Origin of the sequence: Trinickia terrae (assembly GCF_005144415.1) — a bacterium.
Lineage (GTDB): Bacteria > Pseudomonadota > Gammaproteobacteria > Burkholderiales > Burkholderiaceae > Trinickia_A > Trinickia_A terrae.
In genome coordinates this window covers 130,247-153,473 of sequence record NZ_SWJE01000006.1, presented here as the reverse complement: position 1 = coordinate 153,473, position 23,227 = coordinate 130,247, and the positions used below count along the sequence as shown (strand labels likewise).

Below are 23,227 nucleotides of genomic sequence, written 5' to 3'. Positions count from 1 at the left end.
GTGTCCGGAGATCAGAATTTTGCTCCGAAGCACTGCGCGGGACGCTAGCCGCGCTTCGAAGTAGCGCGGCGCCGCGCTTGCGCCGCCCGCGTCAGCCCGTCGTATTGCTCCGACTCAGCCAGGTCGGCTGCGATCTCCTTCAGCAAATCGATGACGATGCGCTGCGCGGGCGTCATCGAACCCTGGCGCGAGCTCGCGAGCGTCACGAAGCGCGTGATGCCGGGCCGGACGATGCGCGCCGCGCCCAGCCTTCCCGCCCGTACCTCTTGCGCGATTGCCCAGGGACCGAGCACCGCATAGCCGCGGCCGCTCGCGGCCACCTCGCGCTGCACGGCCAGCGAGTCCGCCTCGAGTACCGTGCGCAGCACGATGCCGGCGCGCCGCGCCTCGTTGTCGAGCATGTCGCGCAGCCGGTTAGGGCGGCCCGGCAGCACCAGCGGCAGATCGCCGAGCTTGCGGAAATCGACGGTCTCCTGCTGCGTGAGCGGCGCATCCGGCGCGCCCACGAGGTAGGTGTCGATGGTGGCGAGCGTGGCCAGCCGCTCGGTCGCCATCGCGCGCTCGGCATGGAACAGGATCGCGAGATCGACGCGGCCGCTGTCGAGCCAGTTCTCGACTTCGCCCAGCTGGCTTTCGCGCACGTTGAGGCGGATGTCGGGATAGGACGCGGCCAGCCGTTCGCACAAGGTCGTCATGAGCGGATGCGCGGTCGAAGGCAGGATGCCGATCCGCACCTCGCCGACGGGCGTTCCCGCGGACATCTGGATGTCGTTCAGCAACTGGTCTGTGTCAGCGAGCCAGGCCCGCACGCGCGGAATGATCCGCTCGCCGAAGCCCGTGAGCTTGACGCCGCGTCCCGTTCGTTCGAACAGACGCCCGCCGCATTCGCGCTCGAATTCGGCGATCTGCCGGCTGACGTGCGATTGCGCGGTCTGCCGCAGCGCTGCTACGCGGCTGATGCTGCCGAGTTCGGCAACCTCGACGAACAGCTTGAAGGTGTTTCGGTCCATCGTCGCGGCCTCGCAAGGTATCTCTCGGAAAGCATAGCTGAATTGACCGGCTTGCACCTATCTGCATTGCGATGCGTTCCATAAACTGATCAGCAGCCCCATTCCCGGTAACGGTTCTGTTCTGTTCCATCGCGCGCCGGCGGCGCGCGTGGTGGGGTTTGTCGTGCCAAAAAATTCGATCAGGAGACGAGAAGGATGAGCAGCTTCAAGCGTATTCGAGCCGGCAGGTTCGTTCAGATGCGACGCATGGCCACCGTATCGCTCGCGCTGTGCGGCGGTGTCGCGCACGCGCAGGTGGTGCGCGGCAACACGTCGTCGTCGGTCGAGATGTATGGGTTGATCAGTGTCTATGTCGATCAATCGAAAATCAGCGGGACATCGCCGGGCGCGATTCAGGAGGGCAGCGGCGGCTTGGCGACTTCGTTTTGGGGGCTGCGCGGCCGCGAGGATCTCGGTGGCGGCAACGCGATTATCTTCGTCCTGGAGAGTTTCTTCCGGCCTACGACCGGGCAGATGGGTCGCAACGCAACCGACGGATTGTTCTCGCGCAACGCGTACGTTGGCGTGCAGACCGGATACGGCACGCTCAAGCTTGGCGAGCAAACCACTCAGACCTATCTGAACCAGATCATGCTCAATCCGTTCGGATCGTCGGTCGTGTTCTCGCCGCTGATCGTTCAGTCGTATACGGCGGCTTATAACAACACCGTGATCGGCGATACCGTCTGGGACAACGTCGTCGGGTATTTCTCGCCGTCGTTTCATGGGCTGACCGGGGCCGTGCAATATGCGGTCAGCGGCGTGACGGGGCATCAGGGCCGCGACAACCTGGGACTGGACCTCAACTACGAGAACGGCCCGCTGCAAGCGGCGCTCTCCGCGCAACGCGTGCGCGCGGCGGCGACGACGCCCGCATCCGAGCAATATCTGTATCTGGCGGGCGCGACCTATAACGCCAACTTCGCGAAGTTCTACGGTGCCGTGCAGACGACCAACAACACGACACTCAAGGTCGGGTCGCATACGTACGAGCTGGGCGTGTCGGTGCCGGTCACCGCGTTTTCGTCGGTGCTGGCCGAATGGGCCATCACGAAGCAGAGCGCGCCTCGCAAGCAGGGTACGGTTCGCAACACAGGCTCGATCGCCTACGACTACTACCTCTCGAAGCGCACGGATGTTTACGCGGTGTATTCCTACGACAAGATTGCGTCGAAGGCGTCGGGCAGTACCTATGGCGTTGGGGTTCGGCACTTGTTCTGAGCATGCGCGGCTCGCCGGCGAATATGCCGGCGAGGCTGGATTGCAAAGACAAAGAGGCGGACCGCATCGCGGATCCGCCTCTTTGCTTTGGCTTTCGAGGTCGGTAGTGCCGTTACGGCGATATTTCTTCCAGCGCCCGATTGCTCGTCTCGATCATGCGAGTGGACGCAAGGAGGCCGACCAGCGCCGCCGCGGCAAAGATCAGAAACACCGCCGCGATCCCGTACCCCGCGAGCACGACGCCGACGATAGCGGGCGCCGTCGCGGACGCGGCACGCAGCCACGATGTCGCGAGCCCTGTGCCGATCGCGCGCATCCGCGTTGGATAGATCTCGGGCGTGTACAGGTAGAGCATCACGGTCGTCGTGCCCATCACGGCATAGGCGGACGAGCCGAGGATCATGACGGACCACGGGCTGCTGGCCGCCGCCGCGGCGAGCGCGACGAGCAGCAGGCCGCTGACCACGAAGCAGGCCATTGCCCAGCGGCGCCGTCCGACCCGGTCGATCAGCATCGCGCAGACGAACACCGCGCACGCGCTGAGCACGTTCGACGCGGACGCCATTCTCAGCGACTCCTGCAGCGGCAGGTGATAGACGGTCTTGTAGAGGCTCGGCAGCCAGTTGTTGATGCCGTTGGCGACGAAGTAGGAGCTGGCCCAGAGCGTCCAGACGATCAACGTGCGGCCTCGATAGACGCGCGAGAACAGCTCTTTCCACGACGCGCGATGCGGGCTTTGGCGTCCCGCGCGAATCTTCGCGAGCCGCCTCGCGATCTCGGCTTCATCGCGTTGCGGATCGAGATCGCGCTTCGGCGTGCTGGCTTCTATGTCTTCGATGACGCGCTCGGCGGCATCCAGCCTTCCTCGCGTGATGAGCCAGCGGGGCGATTCGGGCAAGCGGAAGATGAGGAGCGTCACGAGCAAGCCGGGAAGTGCGCCGATGAGGAACATAGGTTCCCACCCGAAGCGCGGCACGACGAACGCGCCCGCTTGGGAGGCGGCGAGCAGGCCGAGCGGAAAGATCAGCTCGTAGAGCACAAAGAAGCGGCCCCGTCCGTGTGCCTGTGACAACTCGCTGATATAGGTGGCGGCAACGGGCACTTCACCGCCGACGCCGATGCCCTGGACGAAGCGCGCCAGGAACAGCATCTGGAAGCTGCCGGCGAACGCGCACGCGACGCCCATGACGGACATCGCGCCGACCGCGAGTGTCGCGCTGGGCACGCGCCCGAAGCGCTCGGCGAGCCAGCCGAACAGCAGCGCGCCGATCAGCTGGCCGAGATAGCCGGCGGCGATCAGCACGCCGATCTGCGCGGCGCTCAGATGCCAAAGGCCGATCAGCACGGGCATCGCGAAGGCGAGCGAGAGCGCGTCGAATGCATCGAAGAACGTCGCGCTTCCCATGACGATGCGAGCCTTGGTATGCCAGCGGCTGAAGGGGACGTTCTCGATGCGGAACAGCAGGTGTGCAGCGCGTGCGGTGGGCGCGGCTGCATGACTCGCCTCGTGTTCGTCATGAGGCACGCTCGCGGCCAAGGTCTTTGCCATGTTGTCTCCGTCCATGTTCACTCTCTAGCGGGTCCGCAAACGCAGGCCTTCTTCGGGACCTGTCGTTTGTCATTCCGGCGGCGGAGCGCTTACGCGCCCCGCCGCGTTGCCGCGGCTTTTACTGCTGCCGCGCTTTCGTTCCTTCGTCCGGGCGAGACGCGCCCGCAATTCAATCGACGAGGCCGGCCGAGCGCAGCGCCGCGGCGATCTCCGCGTCCGCGCCTTCGGGCAGCGGCAGCAGCGGGGAGCGGACGGTCGCGTGTTCGAGAATACCGCGCGCGACGAGGCCATGTTTGAGCGCCACCGTCCCCTCCATATGCGAGCCGCGGTGATAGACGTTGCGCGTCACCGGCAGCAGGCGATCGTGGATCGCGCGCGCCGCCTTGTAGTCGCGCGCCTTGCCGGCTGCGATGAGCTCGATCAGCGGCTCGGGCGCGAGACTGCCGTAGCCGACGAGTGCGCCGTCGACGTCGAACATCGTATGGAGCAGGTACTCGTCATGGCAGGTCAGGATCTGCAGCTCGGGGCGCTCGCGGCGAATGACGGGGATTTCGGTGTCCCAGCGGCGCATGTTGCGCACGCCGTTCTTCATCGCGAAGACGCCCGGCTGCGCGGCGATCTCGAGCTGGGTTTCGAGGTTGTAGGTCGCCTTGGTCGCATCCGGGTACTGAAAGAGGATGAGCGGCAGGCCGCTCTCTTCGTGGATGGCGCGATAGCGATCCTGCGGCGCGCCCTTCTGGTAGCCGAAGCGCAGCCAGCCGTGCGAAGGGTAGACGAGGCCCGCAGATGCGCCCGCTTTGATGGCGCGCTTCGCTTCGAGCGCGGCGACCTGAGTGCCTTCGAGCGTGATGCCGGCGATCACCGGAATCTTGCCGTCGACCGATTTGACGAAGCTCTCGATCACGGCCATCTGCTCGTCCGGCGTCATGAAGGTGCCTTCGCCGGCGTGGCCGAGCACGGTGAGACCCTTGACCCCGTCGATGCTGCCGAGCCACGAGCCGAGGCGCTGAATGGCGGCGTGGTCGACCGCGCCGTCGCGCGTGAACGGGGTAACGGGGGCGGGAACGAGGCCCTTCAGATCGATGCTTTTCATGATGTCTCCATGTGCGTGAGCAGTTGGGAATGCGGCGCCGCCGCCGACGTGCCGCGGCCTTACCGAAAACAACTCGCGGCCGCTTCCGGCAAGGCCGGCGCAACGTTAGGCAGCGGGTATGGAGACCAGTGTAGGGAGTCGCCTGCTATGCGGGAAGACGCAGAGCAGGCATTTCAGATATGCCTTGGGGGGATGTACGGACGAGATCAATGCCTGGTGGGCTGAACCGGTTACGGCACCGGAGCAATCAGCCGGATCTCGTTGTTGCCGAGATCGGCGACGTAGACGTTGCCGATCGCATCGACAGCCACGCGAGCGGGCTGATTTAGTGCGGCATTCTCGCCGGACTTCATTAAGGCGATCGATCCGACGGCGGCCGCTCTTGATTCGGGGCAACAGGCTGCTCGAAAAGCTCACGCATCTTGTGCTTGGCCGAGGCGAGCGCGCTGGCCCGCCGCAGTGGCGCGATAGACACGGCGCCCGCTTCGACCGGAGCGTTCCAGCGTCAACTTCAGATAGACCTTGCGCAGTTCGTCCTCCCCCGTCTCCGCAGGCAGTGCAGGGTAGGCAGCCTCGTGAACGGTACTCATACGATCAGGGCAAGTCGATGATCTAGCTGCGCCGATCAGATACGCGCTCGGGTATCCACGCGCCCATCATTCACGACGTGATGTTCGCTGCTGTCTTGAGCGAAGTATGCTGCAAGGCGCTCGGCACTTGGCCGCGAGTAGATGTTCTCGGCTTTCCAGTCGTGCGGTAGTGCGGTTTTTCGCACGATGTGGCCACAACGAGCGATCGACGATTACAGCGCACGCGAAACGACTGATCACCATTTCAGAAATCCACCCTTTCATGACCCGATTCATATTTCTCAGGAAATTTCATTCTGGGGCATGTTTGGGCTCCGAGCATGTCTCCGTTGACGCCAATTCCTGCTGTGGGTCAAAATCTGGCGTGCGCCTCAAGTGCATGGCGCCATACTCTGTCATCAACTGCTGGCCCTCTACTCCAAATCGAAACAGCGATATATCCTTGAGCGGAAGACTATTGTTAGCCTGCTCCGGGGATGAAGCAGGCACGTCCTGATTGACATCGTCTTCCAGTTGGGGGCCTCCAGCCTGGATCGGTAAGTGAACGAACGTGCCCGTCTGACGCTTCCACGCGACCAAAGACAGGCCGTCGCTGTCCGGTGCGACTAGCGCAAGAAGCAGATAATTCTTGCTGAGAACCATGCCTTGAGGTTCGCGGAAATTATGGGGATCCGGCACGTAAACCAACAACATCTTTCCGGTTGAACTGTCCCACCGTACAATCGGCCCTTTGAAAATGATGTACCAGCGATCCCGGCCGATATCGAGCGCACAATTACTTGACTCCTCGGCGTCCCGCACGCTCAAAACGTTAGTTGGGATCTCTACCGACTTCAATGCTCCCTCTGTTGCGTTGATTCCGTTCTGCTCAAACCAACGACGAACTGACGTCAATAAGAATTCCTTGCTAGCAGGGCTAGTTTGCAAACCGTTGCGCATACTGACTAGTGGAGCCTCGTTCCACTGCGCAGTTTGAAGAACTTCCGATGACTTGGCAAATAGCCACGCCCGAATTCCGCCGGGTTCAACATTTTTTGAAATATTAGGTATACCTATTAATATGCCTCCGCTGTTCGTCTCATGCGTGAGCGTGTATAACGCCCCACTATTGACATCCATCAGCGCAATCGTCGCAGAGTAGCCGCCGGTATTAAAATCATCGGAAATTGCAAAAAGCTGTACGCTTTTGTCGGCACCAGCATGAACGAATCCGAAATAGTGCTTCACTTTGAAGCCTTTTTCTTCATCGAGAGGACCTGCCCCCTTGACATCTAGTATCGCGAGTGGTTTCCCGATGGGCAACACTTGGTTATCAACAACCTCTAATAATTGAACCTTGGCATCTCCATCGTTGCTCTCTTCATTTCTATAAGCGACGGCAATAAAGTTTCTGTTAGCCGTGACATCGTAGTAGGGAATGACAACTTCAGCACGCGAACCCACTTCGCTCATACGTGCGTATTGAAGAGCCGCGTCGTCGGACAGGCTGTGCCAGCGACTCATGAAACCATCCCTGAGTTCATGCCAAGCCAAGTTCGCAACTGCAATGCCAGCTCCAGCGATAGCAGTGATCACGGCCTTCTTCCAATGGTCCAGCAAGATAGAGACAACCGAACGGATCATCGCGCGGAGCCGTTCCTTCGATTCTGGAGTATCCGCGGGAAATTTCGTAGTTCGTCTTTTCCGACCTTCTCGAATATTGTTCACAGAAGTCCCCCCGATAATTGATCTCATCATCCTTCGTCCATTATGACGGCATTTTGGGCTCAAAACGCGAATTTCGGGGGCGGTGCATAAGACCTCAAGAGGGAACATCGGACGGAAACGAGTAAAATTTAGGAGCTTGGGGGCTCGAAGGTCGCCATCAGGGTAGACCGATCCGACGCTCACATGCGCGCTTGGCACCGGCGATGCCCCGAGCTGGCTATTGGGGTATTGTCAATTTGGCGGGGCTGGGTCGACTGTTTTCAGAAGCGAATCGTAATCCTTATCAATGAGGATGATTAGTTGCTTCGGTCACGGTCCCGCGATACCACGCCGCAAACCGTGTCTGGAGTTTTGCTCGATGTGACTCGGCCGCCATCCGGTGCAGGGGTAAGACGAAATGCTGTCGGATCGGACCGAAGCAAGAGAGAAAGGCTGCGCGCGGCTCGGGACGCGAAAGCCCCACATGCGCCGTCCGCGCTCGCGCGTGGGTTGATGACTGTTTTCGGCGCGGTTGTTTGCGCGTACAGCCGCCCTGACGAACACATGCTTTACGTGGGCGAGTTCCGGAATATCCGCCTTCGCTGCAGGATAGCGGCACAACTGGTCGGTGACGATCTTGCTCGGCGCCGGGTTGGAGCGCAGCACCCTCCGGAAGAAGCGCCGTGCCGCAGCCTTGTCGCGACGCTTCTGCAGCAGTACGTCGAGCTCGGTATACGATCTCCTGTCCTTCGTTCGGCTCCAGCCGCCCGCGCTGATCTTCACCGTGCACTCGTCGTTGTCCTTCGAGAATGTCAGCTCGAGCGGATTGTTCGCGACGGCGTAGTCGCGTCGGAGAGAGAACGCTAACCGAGATCAGCGGCGCATCCGGGTGAGGAGAGTGGGGCTAAGGAGCCCGCGGAAAGTGCAACGAAATCGCACTATTGTGATAAGTTTTCTTATCTCGGTGGATGCATTGGCGCGCTAAACTCCTGCTCATGAAAACGCACCTGATGCGATCCCCCGCGGCGGCTCCACCAGCCGGCTTCCCGGCCGCGGACGAACTGGCCGCCCTGCGGGCATGGTATGCGGGGCTTTCGAAACGCGAAGCCGTCGCCCGGTATCTGCCCGACCGCCTTGGCGACGGGCGATCTGCGCGCGCGGTGCTCGGGCGTATCCGCCGGCAGTTGGTGGCCGTCGCGCGCCGGGTGCACCGCGACGATCTCGCGACGTTGCTCGGCCATGCGGCAGCCAATCGGCTCCAATGCGCGGCGGCCGTCACACAGGCGATCGAAGCGCTGCGGACGTCGGGCATCCCCGAACCACAGATCGGCGACGGCGTTAGCGCCTGGTTCCCGGCGCGCGCCGTGGCGGCACTCCGGGCCCGCGGCATCGACACGCTGGCGGATCTCACCGTGCGCATCCCCCGTCGGCGCCAGTGGTGGAAAGCGGTGCCGGGTCTCGGTCGGGCGAGCGCCCGGCGCATCGAGGCGTTCTTCGCCGCGCATCCGGCGCTCACCGAGCGCGCTCGCGCGCTGATCACCGGCGCTGCGCGCGACGTCATCGTGCCGTGGGAAGCGCTGCGGTTGCCGCACGAGGTCGATGGCTCGGCCGGCACCTTCCGGGCACCGCGGCAGACGTGCACACTCGACGCAAATAACGACTATCAAGCTGTCCAGGCGTGGCTGTCGCTGCACGAGTCGGCCGCCACGCAGCGCGCCTATCGCAAGGAGGCCGAGCGCCTGATCCTGTGGGCAATCGTCGAGCGAGGGCGGGCGTTGTCGTCGCTGAGTACCGAAGACGCAATCGCGTACCGCGCCTTCCTGCGACGCCCGACGCCACGCGAGCGCTGGATCGGCCCGGTGCGGCCGCGCACTGCATCGGACTGGCGCCCGTTCACCGGCGCGCTCTCGGCCCGCTCGGCCGCGCACGCGCTCTCGGTGCTGGGGGCGATGTTCCGCTGGTTGATCGAGCAGCGCGACGTACTGGCCAATTCGTTCGCGGGCGTGAAGGTACGCGGCGGCACCCGCTCGACCGCGCTGGACGCTTCACACGCATTCACGGAAGGGGAGTGGCTGCTCGTGCGTGCAATCGCCGACGGACTCGAATGGTCGTATGGCTGGGAAGCGCCCGCGTCGCAACGCCTGCGCTTTGTACTGGATTTCGCGTATGCGACCGGTTTGCGCGTCAGCGAACTGGTTGGCGCCACGCTCGGACGCATCGAGACCGACGCCCGCGGCGATCAATGGGTGAGCCTTATCGGGAAAGGCCGCAAGACCGGTAAGGTGGCACTGCCTCCGCTCGCGCGCACGGCACTGGACCGCTATCTGGTGGAACGAGGCCTGCCCGTGACGCCCACCCGATGGCATCCCGCCACACCGCTGATTGGTAGTCTTGAGCAGGAAAGCGCGGCAGGCATCAGCTCGGTCAGGCTATGGGAGATCACGCGGCGATTCTTTGCCAAGGCGGCCGAATTGGTTGCCGCGGACAGCCCGGTGCTTGCCGACAAGCTTCGACGCGCAAGTCCGCACTGGACAAGGCACACCCACGCGACCCATGCACTGGCACGGGGCGCCGAACTGACCACCGTTCGGGACAACCTGCGTCATGCGTCCATCTCGACCACCTCGATTTACCTGCACAGCGACGAAGCCAAACGAGCCCGACAGATACGCGACGCTTTCGCGGCCCGGTAGCATTCGAACGAACTGCGTTTAAACCATATAGAAACAGCGATCTATATAACCAAGAGGCTTATGATAGGAATTCACGCTTACCTTGTTGAGCCCCCATGAAGACCCGGACGCCCGCGTAAGCCGTACCATTTGCACGCGAGAGAACAAGCCAGTGCGAAAGTCTGTCCAGTTGCCATCGTAGATGTCGCCAGCGAGGACTACCAGATCAACTTGCTGCGCGATGGCCAAATCAACCAGTGCGACAAACGCTTGACGCGTCGCGCCCCGCGATCGATCAACAGGTGCGCCTTCGTAAGCATCAAGACCGCGCAGCGGGCTGTTAATGTGCAGGTCTGCGGCATGGATGAACTTCAATTCTTCCCCCGTGATCCGTTGCTTGCCCCTCGTTTCGCCCTCGCGATTTAGCGACTGCTGCCTAGGCTGCTCCCCGTCGTCCCGGTGCTTTATGCCGTTGCCGTGCTGATGGCTGCCAAATCCGCCCGAGGCAAGCCGTCCAGCCGGCACACGCCGAACCGTCGCGCAGTTCACCGGATGACGACCGGTGCACCTGCATGTTGCCGGTGGTACTTCGCAAGCTCACAAAAAATACGATAGGTGTCCGCATTGTCGAGCGCAGATTGGGCGGCGTTGGTGGGCGTTGATTTCGCCAAAGACAGGCATCGTTGCGCTCCGTAAGCCAGTTTTCTCTTATCCTTTACGCCCGGATGCTCCCAACCACAACTGTCGTATACTGCATCGCTGAGGGGGACATCGATCGTGCCCGCGTACATGTGGGTGGCTTCATGGACCACGGCGCCGCTGCGGGTCACGTCCATCTTCTCTTCATCGTCAATCGCTACAATTTGGTTTGTAAGCCCGATCGTCGTATGTTGTGAATCGAAGAACAGCTTACCTAAAACAAACTGGTCGGTGACTCCCGATGATTTGCTAGGAGCATATGCAAAGATCCCGTTCCCGATTGCCGAAATATTACCCACCTTAGCGCCACCATCTCCAAAGCCGGCCTCCTTGAACGTGTTGGCTCCAACAGCCCTGACATTCTTTCCGCCATATCCCAGCCTGATATACCTTGTTTTGAGTCCGGACAGCGTCTTGTGAAGGGCATCCCTTACTTTTTCGGCTGTTCCCGGCGCGCTTCCGAACCAAATCCTCACCAAATCCGCATAGATATCAATGCCCATTTGTGACGGCCCCGTCACGGCGGCGCGGGTCGCATGCGTAGCCGCCAGCAGGCCAAACGTGCAAAGTTCAAGGGATTCCCGATATCCAGTAATGGCAGTCGAGCGTTCGTCCTCGGTAGCATAAGCCCAGAAGCTCGCTCCCAAATAGGGGCCGGGGGCTCCCGCCGGCTTTGGCTTGCGTTCAGCGGCCTGCTTTTGCTGGCCAATGTACACTTCGAGATCTTGCTCGTCCCAACTCTCATGGGGCGCGCGTCCTCCTCGCGGCAGCGGCGCAGAGGGTGTTTCGAACGTTTTCGATATGAGCATCGCCGCGCGCCTTAGCTCGAGTATACGATTCCCGTTGATAGGGCGCGTTCTAAACAACGGGAAACTGAAGTTCAATGCCTGATTGATTGCCTCGACTTGCGATCGGTTTTTCTTGCTCAAGCTGCTTGCAATATGGTCAGCCAAAATCGCCCCCATATCAGTTATGGCAATTTCTTCCATTGCTTTCGCGATATTAATGTATTGCATGAAAACACCTTTTGGTATATGGACAATTGTTCGGTGCCAACCTTTCCTGACAAAGCCGCCAGATAGCGCGTGAGATCGGGCGTGAAGTCCCACACGGCGGCAAACAAATTAGGCAGGGCGCCCGTCAACTGCATGTCCGGCGCGCTCTGTAGCGCACGGTTCAATGCGTCAACAAAATTGCGGTCGTCGTCGACGATCGCGACGTTGATGGATGTCGGCTTTGGGCCGGTCTTGGTGTGGCGCATAAGGCCGTCATTTTACGGTCGCGCACGCGATGCCCGACGTAGCGCATTTGTGCGACAGATGGCATTCGCCTGGATCAATATACTCGTTTAGCAACAGGCGAGGCTCGGCGCCACCGCCAACGTTCGCGTTACATCCGGATCGATTCTCAACAGCCTAAATTGGAGGGAAAGATCCAAAGGGAAAACTTTTGAGTGCACTGATGGATGACCGCAGAGCCGAAGGCGCCACGTATCACTGGTGCGGCACAATCGCAAAAACGCGTGCCGGAAATCCGGAGCCGCGCTTCGGCTTCGGCCACGTCGCGACGATGAGTGCCCCCGCCTCGGGCAGTGCATCGAGATTCGCCAGCATTTCGATCTGCCAGCGGTCCTGATCGAGCACATATCGTTCGAGTGATCCGTCACCGCGGCTCACCGCAATGCCGCCGTCGGTGTCCAGGGTCTCATGTCCGCAGGCCATCGCACCACGTTCCTCGAAGATCAACCGAAGCGCGCCGAGCGTCCAGCCGGGAAAATGTGCGACACCGTTCGCGTCGCGGTTCTGCATACGAACCGTGTCAGGCCAACGCGACGACCAGCGCGCTACGCTTCGCGACGAACGCGCCGCGCGGCATTGAACCGTGACGGGCTTCCCAGCACGCTCCGCAGATACAACAGGCGCAGGCAACGTGCGGGCGAGCGCACGCTGCAGGCCTGTGGAGCCAGCGAGCAATAGGTCGCGCGAACCCACGACCAGGCCAACCAGCTCGTCAAGGTCACTCTCGGTTCGCGCATCCATGACGACTGCATCGTGACCTTCAAGCAGGGTTTTCGCGTGTCGAGCATCCCGCGCAATAGCACGAGTGCAGGCTATCAGGGAGTAACGCTCATGCGCTGTGAGCCGGGGAGCGAGGCCCTGCATAGATCTCGAGTGCAGGCTTTATTGTGTGCGCACAATGGCTCAGCTTACTCTCGGTGCTGGCGATAAAACGTCTGCTTATATAGAGCTTAAGTTGCGCTGAAGAACGCGATCAGCGAAATGTGTTCGGGTATTCTTCTTGTGAGTGGTTTCTCCGCCGACATATACACGCGCCGGTGTTCCCCGGGCAGGATCAGAGGATTTTTCCATGTCTACTCTCGGACACGAGCCGGTCGCTCGTGGCGATGCGCCGGTTCTTGTTCTCACGCCGCACACCGGCTCGGAAATCCCCGCTGATTTGCTCGATCACGCGGCGTGGCAGCCAATAAAGGGTCGGCTTGCAGATCCAGCTGGCTTACTACTACAGTCAATCGCGCGCGAATATGGAGCGACGGTGATCTCAGGGCACTACCATCCCTGTGTCATCGATTTCAACGTTGCCGAGGACAATCGCTCACTGACGCCAAGCCTTAATCGTTTGGGTCTTTGCCGCACTCATACTTCCCGGGGTGAAGCCCTCTACGAAAAGAATGCCGAACTTTCCGCCGACGAGGTTGCTGCCCGCGTGGAAAAATACTGGCGGCCTTTCCATCGTTGTGTAGCGAATGAAATTGAGCGACTGCGTTCGGCGCATGAGCAGATTGTTGTTCTCGTCTCGCACGCCAGCTGGTGGTTATCTCCTTACCGATCGCAGTATGGAACGATTGACTGCAACATCGGTACTTGCACTGGACTGTCCAGCGACCGGACGCTGGTCAAGGCGCTCACAGATGCTGTTCAGGCGTGCGGGCGATCATGGGTTGTCAACGGCAAAATTGCGGATAATTTCGCGGCACAGCATTACGGCAATCCTCGTGCAGGCGTGCATGTCATTGAAATGGAGGCTGCCGGTCGATTCCGTTTGGAGTGTGCGGCGCGCTTCGACCCTATGCAGGCAGATCCTGGTCAAGAAAATGATGGTCTTGAAACGACGATTGCCGCCATGCTCAAGGCACTGGACGGCGCGGTACGCACAATGACGTCGGGCCAGGGAGCGCCGGACAGTCAACGTTCCGGTGCGCCTTCCCGGTGAAGCTGGCACCCTTTTTCATTATGGTACGGTCAGTGTCCGTGTTAAATTGAGTTGTCACGTGATGACTGACCATGAAAACTGGCGCACCTGAAAATTATCCCGACTGGGATCTGCTCGCGAGTTGGGTGGCGGTAGTGGAAGCGGGGTCCATTTCGGATGCAGCGAGCCGGCTTGCCATCTCGCAGGCAGGCGTATCGCAGCGCATCAAGGTGCTGGAGTCGGTGCTCGATACGACACTGCTCGATCGGGCAACGCGACCGGCACGACCAACGGCTGCAGGGCAGCGGCTTTTCGAGCATGCCACCGTGCTGCTTCAAGGTGCGAGCCAGATGGTCGAGAGCGTGCGAAACGTGACGCGCGCGAAGCGAGTTGTGGTGAGGCTAGGCTGCGTCGACTCGTTCGCCGCGACAATTGGACCGCTGGTTATCCGGGCGCTCGCTGGGACGGCGCATCATATCCGCTTGTGGTCCGGCATAACACCAACCCTGGATGCCCAACTCGAAGCTCGACAACTGGACATTGCAGTCACCACGAGCCAGCAAAGTCAGACTCCTGGTATCCGGCGCCATAAGCTTTTTTCCGAACCTTTCCTGGTTGCCCTGCCTAAGAGCTTCGAAGTTGACCATTTCTCGACGCTCACGGAGCTTAGCCGGCACCTTCAACTCATTCGTTACAGCGCGCGCTCGGTCATCGGCCAGCAGGTCGACGCTTACCTCGCCGCACATACAGACAACATTGAACGCACGTGTGAGTTCGATGCCACCGACCCGATGTTAAGTCTGGTGTCTGCGGGCCTGGGCTTTGCAATTACCACCCCGCTGTGCCTTTGGCAGTCACGGCACCACGTGCCCGGCATACGCGTTGTTCCGCTATCTGCTTTCTCCCAGCGCGGTCGGCCATACGAGACGATGAGCCGAACTTTCTATATCGCTTTCAGGGAAGGCGAGCTGGGCCGGCTACCGAACGACTTGCATGAAATGTTGCGACTCACCTTCGAGCGCCAGGTCTCTCGGGACATAGCGGCAGCGCTTTCCCTGAAGCCGCACGAAATCCTGATTGAAGACGTCTGACTCTCCAGACGCCGTGTCGCGCGTGCTAGGGAAATCCCGCCCCCTCCCCGGGCGGTTCATAACGGCGCTCAATCCTATGCATAAGGTTGCCTGAAACAAGCAGGCATATTTTTCTCCTGCTCTACGCTGGATGACATCTGGCTGGCCGGATGTCTGTGTCGGGGCGCGCTCCGGCTTCTGACATGCAAGTGCCGGCCATCGGTCCAAACGTCCTTAAGGAGCAGGGGTGAATTCCAGTCCACATTTCCCGTTGCCGGTCAACGAGCCCGAGGTGCATTTCGGCGCCGGAACCGAGGCCGCTGCGCAACTGCAGCAAGCGCTGGATGTCCGCGAGGTTGTCGAGATCCCGACGGTGATCGGCGGCAAGCGCTACTTCTCGAACGACGTCGTCGAAGTGCGCGCGCCGCACGATCATCAACGGCTGCTTGCGCGTATCCATCGTCCGACGAATGCGCAGATCGGCGAAGCGATCGCCAACGCGAAATCGGTCGCGCGTGACTGGGCGGCGCTGTCGCACGCGAGCCGGGCCACCATCCTGCATCGCGCGGCGGACATCATCGCCACACGCATGCGCATGCGCATCAATGCTGCGACGATGCTTGGTCAAAGCAAGACCATCGATCAGGCAGAACCGGACTCGGCCTGCGAACTGATCGACTTCCTGCGCTTCAACTCTTATAACGCGCAGCGCGTGTACGCCGAGCAGCCGATGTCGGTCGCCACGGCCGTCAATCGCACCGATTGGCGTCCGCTGGAAGGCTTCGTGTATGCCGTGTCGCCGTTCAACTTCACGGCGATCGGAGGCAACCTGACGACCGCTCCCGCGATCATGGGCAACACGGTGCTGTGGAAACCGTCGGAGAAATCGGCGCTGGCCAACTGGATCTGTTTCGAGGCGCTCGAGGAGGCGGGCCTGCCGGCCGGCGTGATCAACTTCGTGCCGGGCGAAGCAGAACTCACCACGCGTGTCGTGCTCGATTCGCCGGAACTCGCCGGTATCCACTTCACCGGCTCGTCGGCAGTGTTCCAGTCGCTGTGGAAAGGCGTGGCCTCGAAGGTCGATGCGTTCCGTACGATTCCGCGTCTCGTCGGAGAAACGGGCGGGAAGGATTTCGTGCTCGCGCATCCGTCCGCGCATCCGTCCGAACTTGCGATTGCGCTGATCCGCGGCGCGTTCGAATACCAGGGGCAGAAATGCAGCGCGGCATCGCGGGCTTATATTCCGCAAAGTCTGTGGCCGGCCGTGCGTCAAGAGCTTGTCGAGCGCCTCGCGCAACTGAGGGTGGGCGATGTCGCCGATCTGAACCGCACGTTCATGGGCGCAGTGATCTCGCAGGCCTCGCACGCAAAGCTGACCGCCGTATTGAACGCGGCGAAAGACGATAGCAAGGTGACCGTCATCGCGGGCGGCAAGACGTGGTCGGAACCGGGCTGGTTCGTCGAGCCGACCGTGCTCGAAGTGCAGGACCCGAAGCACGCGGTGATGACCGAAGAACTGTTCGGGCCGATCCTCTCCGTGTTCGTGTACGCGGACAACGCCTGGTCCGAGACGCTGGCGCTGATCGATTCGACCAGCCCGTATGCGCTGACCGGCTCGATCTTCTGCACGGATCGCTTCGCGCTTCATGAAGCAGAAGCGGCGCTGCTGAACGCTGCGGGTAACCTCTACCTGAACGACAAGCCAACCGGCGCGATGATCGGCCAGCAGCCATTCGGCGGCGGCCGGGCCAGCGGCACGAACGACAAGGCGGGTTCTTATCTGAACCTGCTGCGCTGGGCTTCTCCTCGCGTGGTGAAGGAGACCTACCTGCCTGCGCGCGAGTGGTCTTTCGGCGGCTGACGTTGCGGGTTGAGGGCGAGTTGAATCAAGTGCTCTTATATCGAAGCTAACCGGATGTGATGAACTGAGCAGACTGTTTTTGGCTTCATATCGTGTTTGTCAGTCAACCATTTCAAGCCTATGACACCGAATCACAAATACGCCGGGATTCTGACCGCGGTTCCGACTCCGCTCGATGCCAGCGACCGCTTCAATGCCGCGCCGCTGCGGCAGTTGATCGCCAACCTTGTCGCGGCGAACGCGGACGGCATCGTGCCGCTCGGCGGCAGCGGCGAATACACCTCGCTCACCGCGGCGGAACGTCTGCGCGTGGTGGAGGCGTCGCTCGACGCGGGCGCAGACAAGCTGCACGTCGTGCCAGGCGTGCTGTCGCCGGGCCTCGGCGATGCGATCGACAACGCGAAAGCATTCATCGCCGCCGGCGCGAAGGCGCTGATGGTGGTGACGCCGTACTATTTCCGGCCCACCCAGCAGGGCATTCTCGACTACTACAAGCGGTTCTCGGATGAAGTCGATGCGGACATCATCCTGTATGAGATTCCGTATCGCACGGGCGTATCGCTGCACTACGAAACGGTCGACAAGCTCGCGGACATGACGCGCGTGGTTGGCATCAAGGCATGCAATCCGGATCTGGCGCAGCAGATGCGCGCCGCGGAACTCGCCCGGTCGAAAATCGCGATCCTCACCGGCGAGGAAGACGTGATGCCGCTGCACGTCGCGATGGGTGCAGTCGGCGCCATCATCGTGAGTTCAAACCTGATCCCGAGGCAGTGGGCGAAGGTGCTGCGTCTCGCGATGAGCGGCCGGCTCGCTGAGGCGATCGCGCTGCATGCGTCGCTGCGGCCGCTGATCGACGCCATGTTCGCCGAACCGAACCCCGCTGGCGTCAAGGCTGCGCTCAAGCTGCAAGGCCTCGATTTCGGCGGCATTCTGGCGCCCCTCAGCGGGGCTTCGGACGCGCTCCGTAGCCGTCTGGCCGATATTCTCGGACCGCTGGTGGCGCGCGAAGCCGAGTAGACCACTCGTACATTAGAAGGAGCAAAGCCATGTCATCGAACCCGAAACCCGTCCTGCCGCGACGCAGGTTCCTGCAGGGCGCCGGCGCGACGCTGCTGTCCGGTGCGATCGCCGCGCCGATGGTCATCACCTCCCGCAAGGCGATGGCCGCGGGCAATCTCGTCATGGTGAGCTGGGGCGGCAACTATCACCAGGGCGTCGAAGAGGCGCTTGCCAAGCCCTTCGAAAAGGAGTTCGGCGTGCAGGTCACGCTGGTCGACACGCCGGATCTCGCGAAGGTCAAGGCGCAGGTAATGACCAACAACGTGCAGTGGGACGTGTTCGACGCCGTCGGCCCGATGGCGATGACGGGCTCGAAGAACGGCTACTGGGAACCGCTCGATCCCGCGCTCTTCAACACGAAAGACCTGATCGTGCCGATGACGAAGGAGGCCGTGCCGTTCTACGGCTTCACCGGCGGTATCTGCTGGGATAACAGCAGGTTTCCGGACGGCAAGCATCCGGAGACCTTTGCGGATTACTGGGACGTCAAAAAATTCCCGGGTCATCGGGCGCTGCGCAACCGCGTGAGCGAGACGCTCGAAATCGCGCTGCTCGCCGATGGCGTGCCTCCCGAGAAGCTGTATCCGCTCGACGTGGAGCGTGCATTTCGCGCGCTCGATCGCATCAAGCCTTACATCTCGAACTGGGTCGATCAGACGCCGCAGACGGTGGCGCTCGTCGAAACCGGTCAGGTCGATTTCAGCTACACGTATTCGACCCGCGTGAAGGCCGCGCAGGAAGCGAAGAAGCCGATCAATTTCTCCTTCAAGCAGAACCTCGTCGGCCTCGAATATCTCGTCGTGTTGAAGAATGCGCCGAACAAGGCCAACGCGATGAAGTTCGTGCAGTTTGCGATGCGTCCCGACCGTCAGGCTGCGCTGATGGAGTACCTGGTCAATACGCCCGCCAGCCGCTCGGCGCTCGCGCTGATGAAGCCGGAAACGCGTAAATGGCTGTCAGACCCGTCCAGCAAGTCTAATGCGATCAGTAACGACCTGTGGTGGGCAGACCATTACGACGAGCTGACGCTGCGTTTCAAGGAGTGGGTGCTCGGTTAGTCGGGATGCTGACTATCTGTGGGGTCGTTGAGGGAGGAGACAAAAATGAAATCTCGTCACGATGGGCTGCTTTACGTCGGCCCAGCAACGGTGTTCCTGTTTTTCGTAATGCTGGTACCGCTCGCGTATGTCGTGTACACGAGCTTCTGGGCCGCTGGTGGGCCGACGATTGCTGCCTACCATCGGCTTTTGGCCAGCGAGCTGTTTCTGCGGACACTGTGGTCGACGTTCGAGATCAGTGTCAGCGCTGCAGCTGCGAGCATGCTGCTCGGCTATCCGATCGCCTTGCATCTCGCCCGCCAGAGTCCGCGCAAAAGGGCAATCTACATGGTGCTCGTGCTGGTGCCCTTCTGGACCAGCATTCTCGTGAAGAGCTATGCGTTCACCGTGCTGCTCGGCCGCGACGGGCTCGTCAATCATGCGCTTTCCGTGCTGTTTCACACGCAGGTCCAGTTGCCGATGCTCTTCAACCGCTTTGGCGTGATTGTGGGCATGACGAACTACCTGATTCCGTTCATCGTGTTTCCGGTGTTAGCCAGTCTGCTGGCAATCGACCGCTCGCTATATCTCGCTTCCGAGATTGCCGGTGCGAAACCGCCTCGCATCTTTTTCCAGATCACACTGCCGCTGAGTCTGCCGGGGGTAGTTTCGGCTGGTCTGAGCACGACGGTCATGTCGTTGGGGTTCTTCGTGATTCCCGCACTGCTCGGCGGCCGGAAGGACGCGATGATGTCGAACCTCGTTGATTTCTATACCCGTGAGGCGCTTGACTGGAACATGGCTTCGGCGATCGGCGTGATCCTGCTCGGCATCGTGACGCTCGCCGCGCTCGGGGCAGATTGGTTCCGGAGGCGCAGCACACGCCGCGTTGCGACGAATAGCGCGGAAAGCGGCACGAAACAAGGAGTCTTCGCATGACACCGTCCATGGAGATGCCCGCGCGTGCGAAGAGCGGTGGCGTGGTGATCGATCGGCTGACGCGCCGCTACGCGCGGCTACGCAATGTGATCGCGCTGGCAGTGTACATATTCATTCTTGTGCCGACGCTGATCGTCATTCCGATTTCTTTCGGCGGAAGCGGAGAGCTCGCTTTCCCGCCGCGTGTTTGGACACTTGAGCTGTACCAGCAGCTTTTCGGATCCAGCGCATGGGTCGGCTCAATCCTGCAAAGCGTGAAGGTGGCCTCGATGACAACGGTTATCGCGGCGCTGACCGGTGTGCCGGCGGCCTACGGGCTCGTGCGCTTCGAGTTTCCCGGCAAGCGTCTCGTGATGCTGCTGCTCATGAGCCCCATCCTCGTGCCGGTGATCGTCATTTCGCTCGGTCTCTATCTGTATCTGTCACGCCTGCATCTGGTCGGTACGACGGCGGGTCTCGTCGTGAGCCACGTCGCGTATGTCACTCCATTCATGATGATGACGGTAATGGCAGGCGTCAAAAAACTCGACCCGGCGCTCGAGTTTGCGACGACCATCATGGGCGCGAAGCGCAGAACGGTGTTCATGAAGGTCGTACTGCCGCAATTGCGGCCGTCGATCTTCGCCGGCGCGCTTTTCGCCTTCCTGGTGTCGTTCGACGAAGTGGTGATCGCGTGGTTTCTCACGAGCCCGACCACCACGACACTGCCGGTCAAGATGTACAGCAGTATCCAATGGGATATCTCGCCGGTGATCGCCGCGGTGTCCGCTTTGCTGACAGTGCTTTCGCTGGTGTTCTGCTGTGTCTCGGCGTCGCTGCAGCCGGCCGCACCCGAATCCTCACATTGAAGCTGGAGGTAACGATGGCTCACGTACTGCTCGAGAATGAAGGGCTGCCTTCGGCTGGTGCGGAACTGCGCAGCGCTGCAGGCACGCGTGCGGCATCTGGCGCAACGAATATGAAGGGCAACATGATTGTTTTCGAAGGCGTCGGCAAGACGTATGGCAACTCGATTGCCCTGCACAACACGGATCTCACGGTTCGCGAGGGCGAGTTCCTGAGCCTGCTCGGACCGAGCGGATCGGGCAAGAGCACGATTTTGAACATTATCGCGGGCGCGATCGCGCCGACGAGCGGGCGCATCCTGCTCAATGGCAACGACGTCTCGACCGTGCCGCCGCGCGAGCGGGGTCTCGGCATGGTGTTCCAGAACTATGCGTTGCTGCCGCACCTGAACGTATTCGACAACGTCGCGTTTCCGCTGCGTATCCGCGGGCTTGGCAAGGAGGAGGTCGCGAAGAGGGTGCGCAACGCGCTGGAGCGCGTCGGCCTCGTTGGCTATGAGCATCGCAAGCCGCGTGAGATGTCGGGAGGCCAGCAACAGCGGGTGGGCATCGCACGCTGCATCGTGTATTCGCCGTCGGTGATTCTGATGGATGAGCCGCTCGGTGCGCTCGACAAGAAGCTCCGCGACCAGTTGCAAGGCGAAATCAAGCGCCTGCACAAGGATCTGGGCACGACGCTGGTATACGTCACGCATGACCAGGAAGAGGCACTGAATCTGTCAGATCGGGTATGTCTGATGAACGGCGGTCGCATCGCGCAGATCGGCACGCCCGACGAGCTGTATTTCGAGCCGGTCAACGAGTTCGTCGCGGATTTCGTCGGGGAATCGAACCTGATCGAAGGGACCGTGACGGCGAAAGATACGGTGACCACGCCGGACGGCTTCGTGCTCAAGGTACGCAGCACCGAAGGCCACGCGGAAGACTCACGTGTGAAAGTGCTGGTGCGTCCCGAGAAGATCGCCGCGCTGGACGGCGATGCGGCAGCCGCGGCGGGACAGAATGCATGCACCGGCAAGATTGCGCAGACCTCGTTCGTCGGCGGCATGACGCGCATCGAACTGATTCGCGAGGGCGGCGCGCCGTTGCTGGTCAAGACGATCTCGTCGCGCGCCGCGGAACGCATGCCGTCCGGTCATCGGATGACGGTTAGCTGGTCGGCGAACGATAGCGTGGTTCTGAAAAGGTAATCGAACATGGAACAGCACAAGATTATCGAGGCGATGCGCGAGCTGGCGGGTGCAGCCAACGTCGTCGACGCCGCCGATGACATGGCGCCGCACCTGATCGACTGGCGCAAGCGTCATTCAGGTACGGCCGCGTGCGTGGTGTTTCCGCGCGGCGTCGAGCAGGTGTCGAAGGTGCTCGCATACTGTAACGCGAACGCTATCAAGGTGTTCCCGCAAGGCGGCAACACCAGTGTGTGCGGCGGCTCGGTGCCCGATGGGAATGGCAACAGCATCCTGCTGAACCTCGGCAAGATGAACCGCATCCTCGAGATCAATGCGAACGACAACTCGATGACGGTCGAGGCCGGCTGCATCCTCGCCGATCTCCAGCAGGCCGCGCTCGAAGCGGATCGCATGTTTCCGCTGACGCTCGGAGCGGAAGGCTCGTGCCAGATCGGCGGCAACATCGCGACCAACGCGGGCGGCACGAACGTGGTGCGCTTCGGCAACACGCGTGATCTCGTGCTCGGGCTGCAGGCGGTGCTGCCCGACGGCAAGGTGTGGAACGGTCTGCGTACGCTGCGCAAGAACAACAGCGGCTACGACCTGAAGAACCTCTTCATCGGCTCGGAGGGCACGCTGGGCGTCGTCACGGCAGCCTCGCTCAAGCTCTTTCCGAAGCCGCGCGCGCTCGCAACCGCCGTGCTCGGCTTCGTTACGGTCGATCAGGCCGTGCAGGTCGGGCTGACGTTGCAATCGGCTTTTCCGGGCGAACTCGTTGGACTTGAACTGATCTCGAAGAGCGAGTTCGAGATCTCGCTGCGTCATGCGGCGAAGGCGCGCAATCCATTCCAGCAGACGCCCGAATGGATGGTGCTGGTCGAACTCGCAGCGTCCACCGGCACGAGCGAAGCGCTGACGGAGAGGTTGACCATCGCACTGGAGCAGCCTTTGGAAACGGGCGCGATCGTCGATGCGGTGATCGCGTCGAGCGAGCAGCAGCGCGCGGAACTCTGGAATATTCGCCATAGCGTGACGGAGGCGAATGGCCGCGAAGGCATGGGGCTTACGCACGATATCGCGGTCCCGACGTATCGCATTCCCGACTTCGTCAGGCAGGCGGGCGCCGCGCTCGCGGAGCACTATCCGCAGGCCGTGCCGGTGATCGTCGGGCATATGGGCGACGGCAATCTGCATTACATCGCGATGTTTACGCACGAATTCTGGGCGCAAGTGCCTGACAAAATGCGCATGCAGAGCGAGCTCAGCCATCTGCTCTACGACATCGCGGCGGCGATGGGCGGCACGTTCAGCGCGGAGCACGGCATCGGCTCGCTGCATGTCGAGGAAATGTCGCTCTACAAGGACGCCCAGGAGCTCGCGATGATGCGCCAGATGAAAGACCTGCTCGATCCGAACGACACGATGAACCCGGGGCGCGTACTGCCGCCCGTCAGCGACGCATGACGGCGCAT

General features: G+C 61.4%; 20 protein-coding genes and 1 pseudogene. 11 read left to right on the top strand and 10 right to left on the bottom strand.

The window, feature by feature from the left end:
* Positions 1 to 44 precede the first annotated feature (44 nt).
* On the bottom strand, positions 45 to 1,010 hold the full coding sequence (locus FAZ69_RS13465; protein WP_136895212.1) for a LysR family transcriptional regulator: 966 nt from the start codon (positions 1,008 to 1,010) through the stop codon (positions 45 to 47).
* Positions 1,011 to 1,205: 195 nt separating this feature from the next.
* Here FAZ69_RS13465 and FAZ69_RS13460 point away from each other — a divergent pair, with 195 nt between their 5' ends.
* A complete protein-coding gene (locus FAZ69_RS13460) occupies positions 1,206 to 2,270 on the top strand; it encodes a porin (RefSeq protein WP_136895210.1) in 1,065 nt (354 codons plus the stop codon).
* A 112-nt stretch (positions 2,271 to 2,382) separates the two neighbouring features.
* Here the strand turns inward: FAZ69_RS13460 and FAZ69_RS13455 are convergent, their stop codons facing one another.
* The 5 genes and pseudogenes from FAZ69_RS13455 to FAZ69_RS13435 all read right to left on the bottom strand — a co-directional run.
* Positions 2,383 to 3,819, bottom strand: coding sequence for an MFS transporter (locus tag FAZ69_RS13455; protein WP_136895208.1), 1,437 nt, complete (start codon positions 3,817 to 3,819; stop codon positions 2,383 to 2,385).
* Positions 3,820 to 3,988: 169 nt separating this feature from the next.
* Positions 3,989 to 4,912 (bottom strand): dihydrodipicolinate synthase family protein, encoded by a 924-nt coding sequence (locus FAZ69_RS13450; protein ID WP_136895206.1) that lies wholly within the window; start codon positions 4,910 to 4,912, stop codon positions 3,989 to 3,991.
* Positions 4,913 to 5,142: 230 nt separating this feature from the next.
* Positions 5,143 to 5,265 carry a hypothetical protein gene (locus tag FAZ69_RS13445; RefSeq protein WP_136895204.1) on the bottom strand — a complete coding sequence of 41 codons (123 nt, stop codon included), beginning with the start codon at positions 5,263 to 5,265 and terminating at the stop codon, positions 5,143 to 5,145.
* Between the two features lie 528 nt (positions 5,266 to 5,793).
* Positions 5,794 to 7,125, bottom strand: a complete 1,332-nt coding sequence (locus FAZ69_RS13440) for a hypothetical protein (RefSeq protein WP_136895202.1) — start codon at positions 7,123 to 7,125, stop codon at positions 5,794 to 5,796.
* Between the two features lie 367 nt (positions 7,126 to 7,492).
* A pseudogene (locus FAZ69_RS13435) lies at positions 7,493 to 7,917 on the bottom strand (DDE-type integrase/transposase/recombinase); the annotation flags it as partial.
* A 266-nt stretch (positions 7,918 to 8,183) separates the two neighbouring features.
* On the opposite strand from FAZ69_RS13435, the gene FAZ69_RS13430 reads away from it, so the two are divergent.
* Positions 8,184 to 9,881 carry a site-specific integrase gene (locus FAZ69_RS13430; RefSeq protein WP_136895200.1) on the top strand — a complete coding sequence of 566 codons (1,698 nt, stop codon included), beginning with the start codon at positions 8,184 to 8,186 and terminating at the stop codon, positions 9,879 to 9,881.
* Between the two features lie 18 nt (positions 9,882 to 9,899).
* Here FAZ69_RS13430 and FAZ69_RS13425 read toward each other — a convergent pair whose 3' ends face one another.
* The 4 genes from FAZ69_RS13425 to FAZ69_RS13410 form a co-directional block, all read right to left on the bottom strand.
* Positions 9,900 to 10,235 carry a metallophosphoesterase family protein gene (locus FAZ69_RS13425; RefSeq protein ID WP_136895199.1) on the bottom strand — a complete coding sequence of 112 codons (336 nt, stop codon included), beginning with the start codon at positions 10,233 to 10,235 and terminating at the stop codon, positions 9,900 to 9,902.
* A 170-nt stretch (positions 10,236 to 10,405) separates the two neighbouring features.
* Positions 10,406 to 11,575: a M35 family metalloendopeptidase gene (locus FAZ69_RS13420; protein WP_136895197.1), complete on the bottom strand. Its 1,170-nt coding sequence runs from the start codon at positions 11,573 to 11,575 to the stop codon at positions 10,406 to 10,408.
* A complete protein-coding gene (locus tag FAZ69_RS13415) occupies positions 11,530 to 11,820 on the bottom strand; it encodes a hypothetical protein (RefSeq protein ID WP_136895195.1) in 291 nt (96 codons plus the stop codon). Before FAZ69_RS13415 ends, FAZ69_RS13420 begins: the two co-directional genes overlap by 46 nt.
* Before the next feature lie 232 nt (positions 11,821 to 12,052).
* Positions 12,053 to 12,598, bottom strand: a complete 546-nt coding sequence (locus FAZ69_RS13410) for a cyclase family protein (RefSeq protein ID WP_136895193.1) — start codon at positions 12,596 to 12,598, stop codon at positions 12,053 to 12,055.
* Positions 12,599 to 12,926: 328 nt separating this feature from the next.
* Between FAZ69_RS13410 and FAZ69_RS13405 the strand changes: the two genes are divergently transcribed.
* From FAZ69_RS13405 to FAZ69_RS13365, 9 genes are all read left to right on the top strand, one after another.
* Positions 12,927 to 13,790, top strand: a complete 864-nt coding sequence (locus tag FAZ69_RS13405) for an N-formylglutamate amidohydrolase (RefSeq protein WP_136895191.1) — start codon at positions 12,927 to 12,929, stop codon at positions 13,788 to 13,790.
* A 71-nt stretch (positions 13,791 to 13,861) separates the two neighbouring features.
* Complete coding sequence (locus FAZ69_RS13400) at positions 13,862 to 14,860, top strand: LysR family transcriptional regulator (RefSeq protein ID WP_136895190.1); 999 nt, start codon at positions 13,862 to 13,864, stop codon at positions 14,858 to 14,860.
* A 226-nt stretch (positions 14,861 to 15,086) separates the two neighbouring features.
* A complete protein-coding gene (pruA, locus tag FAZ69_RS13395; RefSeq protein WP_136895188.1) occupies positions 15,087 to 16,700 on the top strand; it encodes an L-glutamate gamma-semialdehyde dehydrogenase in 1,614 nt (537 codons plus the stop codon).
* A gap of 120 nt (positions 16,701 to 16,820) precedes the next feature.
* Entirely contained in the window at positions 16,821 to 17,720 is a 900-nt protein-coding gene (gene dapA, locus FAZ69_RS13390) for a 4-hydroxy-tetrahydrodipicolinate synthase (protein ID WP_136895186.1), read from the top strand.
* 29 nt (positions 17,721 to 17,749) lie between these two features.
* A complete protein-coding gene (locus FAZ69_RS13385) occupies positions 17,750 to 18,820 on the top strand; it encodes an ABC transporter substrate-binding protein (protein ID WP_136895184.1) in 1,071 nt (356 codons plus the stop codon).
* Between the two features lie 132 nt (positions 18,821 to 18,952).
* Positions 18,953 to 19,738 (top strand): ABC transporter permease, encoded by a 786-nt coding sequence (locus FAZ69_RS13380; RefSeq protein WP_240702217.1) that lies wholly within the window; start codon positions 18,953 to 18,955, stop codon positions 19,736 to 19,738.
* A complete protein-coding gene (locus FAZ69_RS13375; protein WP_136895182.1) occupies positions 19,735 to 20,586 on the top strand; it encodes an ABC transporter permease in 852 nt (283 codons plus the stop codon). The genes FAZ69_RS13380 and FAZ69_RS13375 overlap by 4 nt, the downstream gene beginning before the upstream one ends.
* Entirely contained in the window at positions 20,472 to 21,773 is a 1,302-nt protein-coding gene (locus FAZ69_RS13370) for an ABC transporter ATP-binding protein (RefSeq protein WP_369407745.1), read from the top strand. The genes FAZ69_RS13375 and FAZ69_RS13370 overlap by 115 nt, the downstream gene beginning before the upstream one ends.
* 6 nt (positions 21,774 to 21,779) lie before the next feature.
* Positions 21,780 to 23,219, top strand: a complete 1,440-nt coding sequence (locus FAZ69_RS13365) for an FAD-binding oxidoreductase (RefSeq protein ID WP_136895178.1) — start codon at positions 21,780 to 21,782, stop codon at positions 23,217 to 23,219.
* Positions 23,220 to 23,227 lie beyond the last annotated feature (8 nt).

What these genes read in the sequence shown, in the direction of transcription:
- FAZ69_RS13405 (WP_136895191.1), top strand. Translation starts at nt 12,927, where the DNA reads ATGTCTACTCTCGGACACGAGCCGGTCGCTCGTGGCGATGCGCCGGTT.
- FAZ69_RS13430 (WP_136895200.1), top strand. Translation starts at nt 8,184, where the DNA reads ATGAAAACGCACCTGATGCGATCCCCCGCGGCGGCTCCACCAGCCGGC.
- FAZ69_RS13365 (WP_136895178.1), top strand. Translation starts at nt 21,780, where the DNA reads ATGGAACAGCACAAGATTATCGAGGCGATGCGCGAGCTGGCGGGTGCA.
- FAZ69_RS13385 (WP_136895184.1), top strand. Translation starts at nt 17,750, where the DNA reads ATGTCATCGAACCCGAAACCCGTCCTGCCGCGACGCAGGTTCCTGCAG.
- FAZ69_RS13465 (WP_136895212.1), bottom strand. Translation starts at nt 1,010, where the DNA reads ATGGACCGAAACACCTTCAAGCTGTTCGTCGAGGTTGCCGAACTCGGC.
- FAZ69_RS13410 (WP_136895193.1), bottom strand. Translation starts at nt 12,598, where the DNA reads ATGGATGCGCGAACCGAGAGTGACCTTGACGAGCTGGTTGGCCTGGTC.
- FAZ69_RS13440 (WP_136895202.1), bottom strand. Translation starts at nt 7,125, where the DNA reads ATGATCCGTTCGGTTGTCTCTATCTTGCTGGACCATTGGAAGAAGGCC.
- FAZ69_RS13415 (WP_136895195.1), bottom strand. Translation starts at nt 11,820, where the DNA reads ATGCGCCACACCAAGACCGGCCCAAAGCCGACATCCATCAACGTCGCG.
- FAZ69_RS13455 (WP_136895208.1), bottom strand. Translation starts at nt 3,819, where the DNA reads ATGGCAAAGACCTTGGCCGCGAGCGTGCCTCATGACGAACACGAGGCG.
- dapA (WP_136895186.1), top strand. Translation starts at nt 16,821, where the DNA reads ATGACACCGAATCACAAATACGCCGGGATTCTGACCGCGGTTCCGACT.
- FAZ69_RS13450 (WP_136895206.1), bottom strand. Translation starts at nt 4,912, where the DNA reads ATGAAAAGCATCGATCTGAAGGGCCTCGTTCCCGCCCCCGTTACCCCG.
- FAZ69_RS13370 (WP_369407745.1), top strand. Translation starts at nt 20,472, where the DNA reads ATGGGATATCTCGCCGGTGATCGCCGCGGTGTCCGCTTTGCTGACAGT.
- FAZ69_RS13400 (WP_136895190.1), top strand. Translation starts at nt 13,862, where the DNA reads ATGAAAACTGGCGCACCTGAAAATTATCCCGACTGGGATCTGCTCGCG.
- FAZ69_RS13460 (WP_136895210.1), top strand. Translation starts at nt 1,206, where the DNA reads ATGAGCAGCTTCAAGCGTATTCGAGCCGGCAGGTTCGTTCAGATGCGA.
- FAZ69_RS13420 (WP_136895197.1), bottom strand. Translation starts at nt 11,575, where the DNA reads ATGCAATACATTAATATCGCGAAAGCAATGGAAGAAATTGCCATAACT.
- FAZ69_RS13375 (WP_136895182.1), top strand. Translation starts at nt 19,735, where the DNA reads ATGACACCGTCCATGGAGATGCCCGCGCGTGCGAAGAGCGGTGGCGTG.
- FAZ69_RS13445 (WP_136895204.1), bottom strand. Translation starts at nt 5,265, where the DNA reads ATGAAGTCCGGCGAGAATGCCGCACTAAATCAGCCCGCTCGCGTGGCT.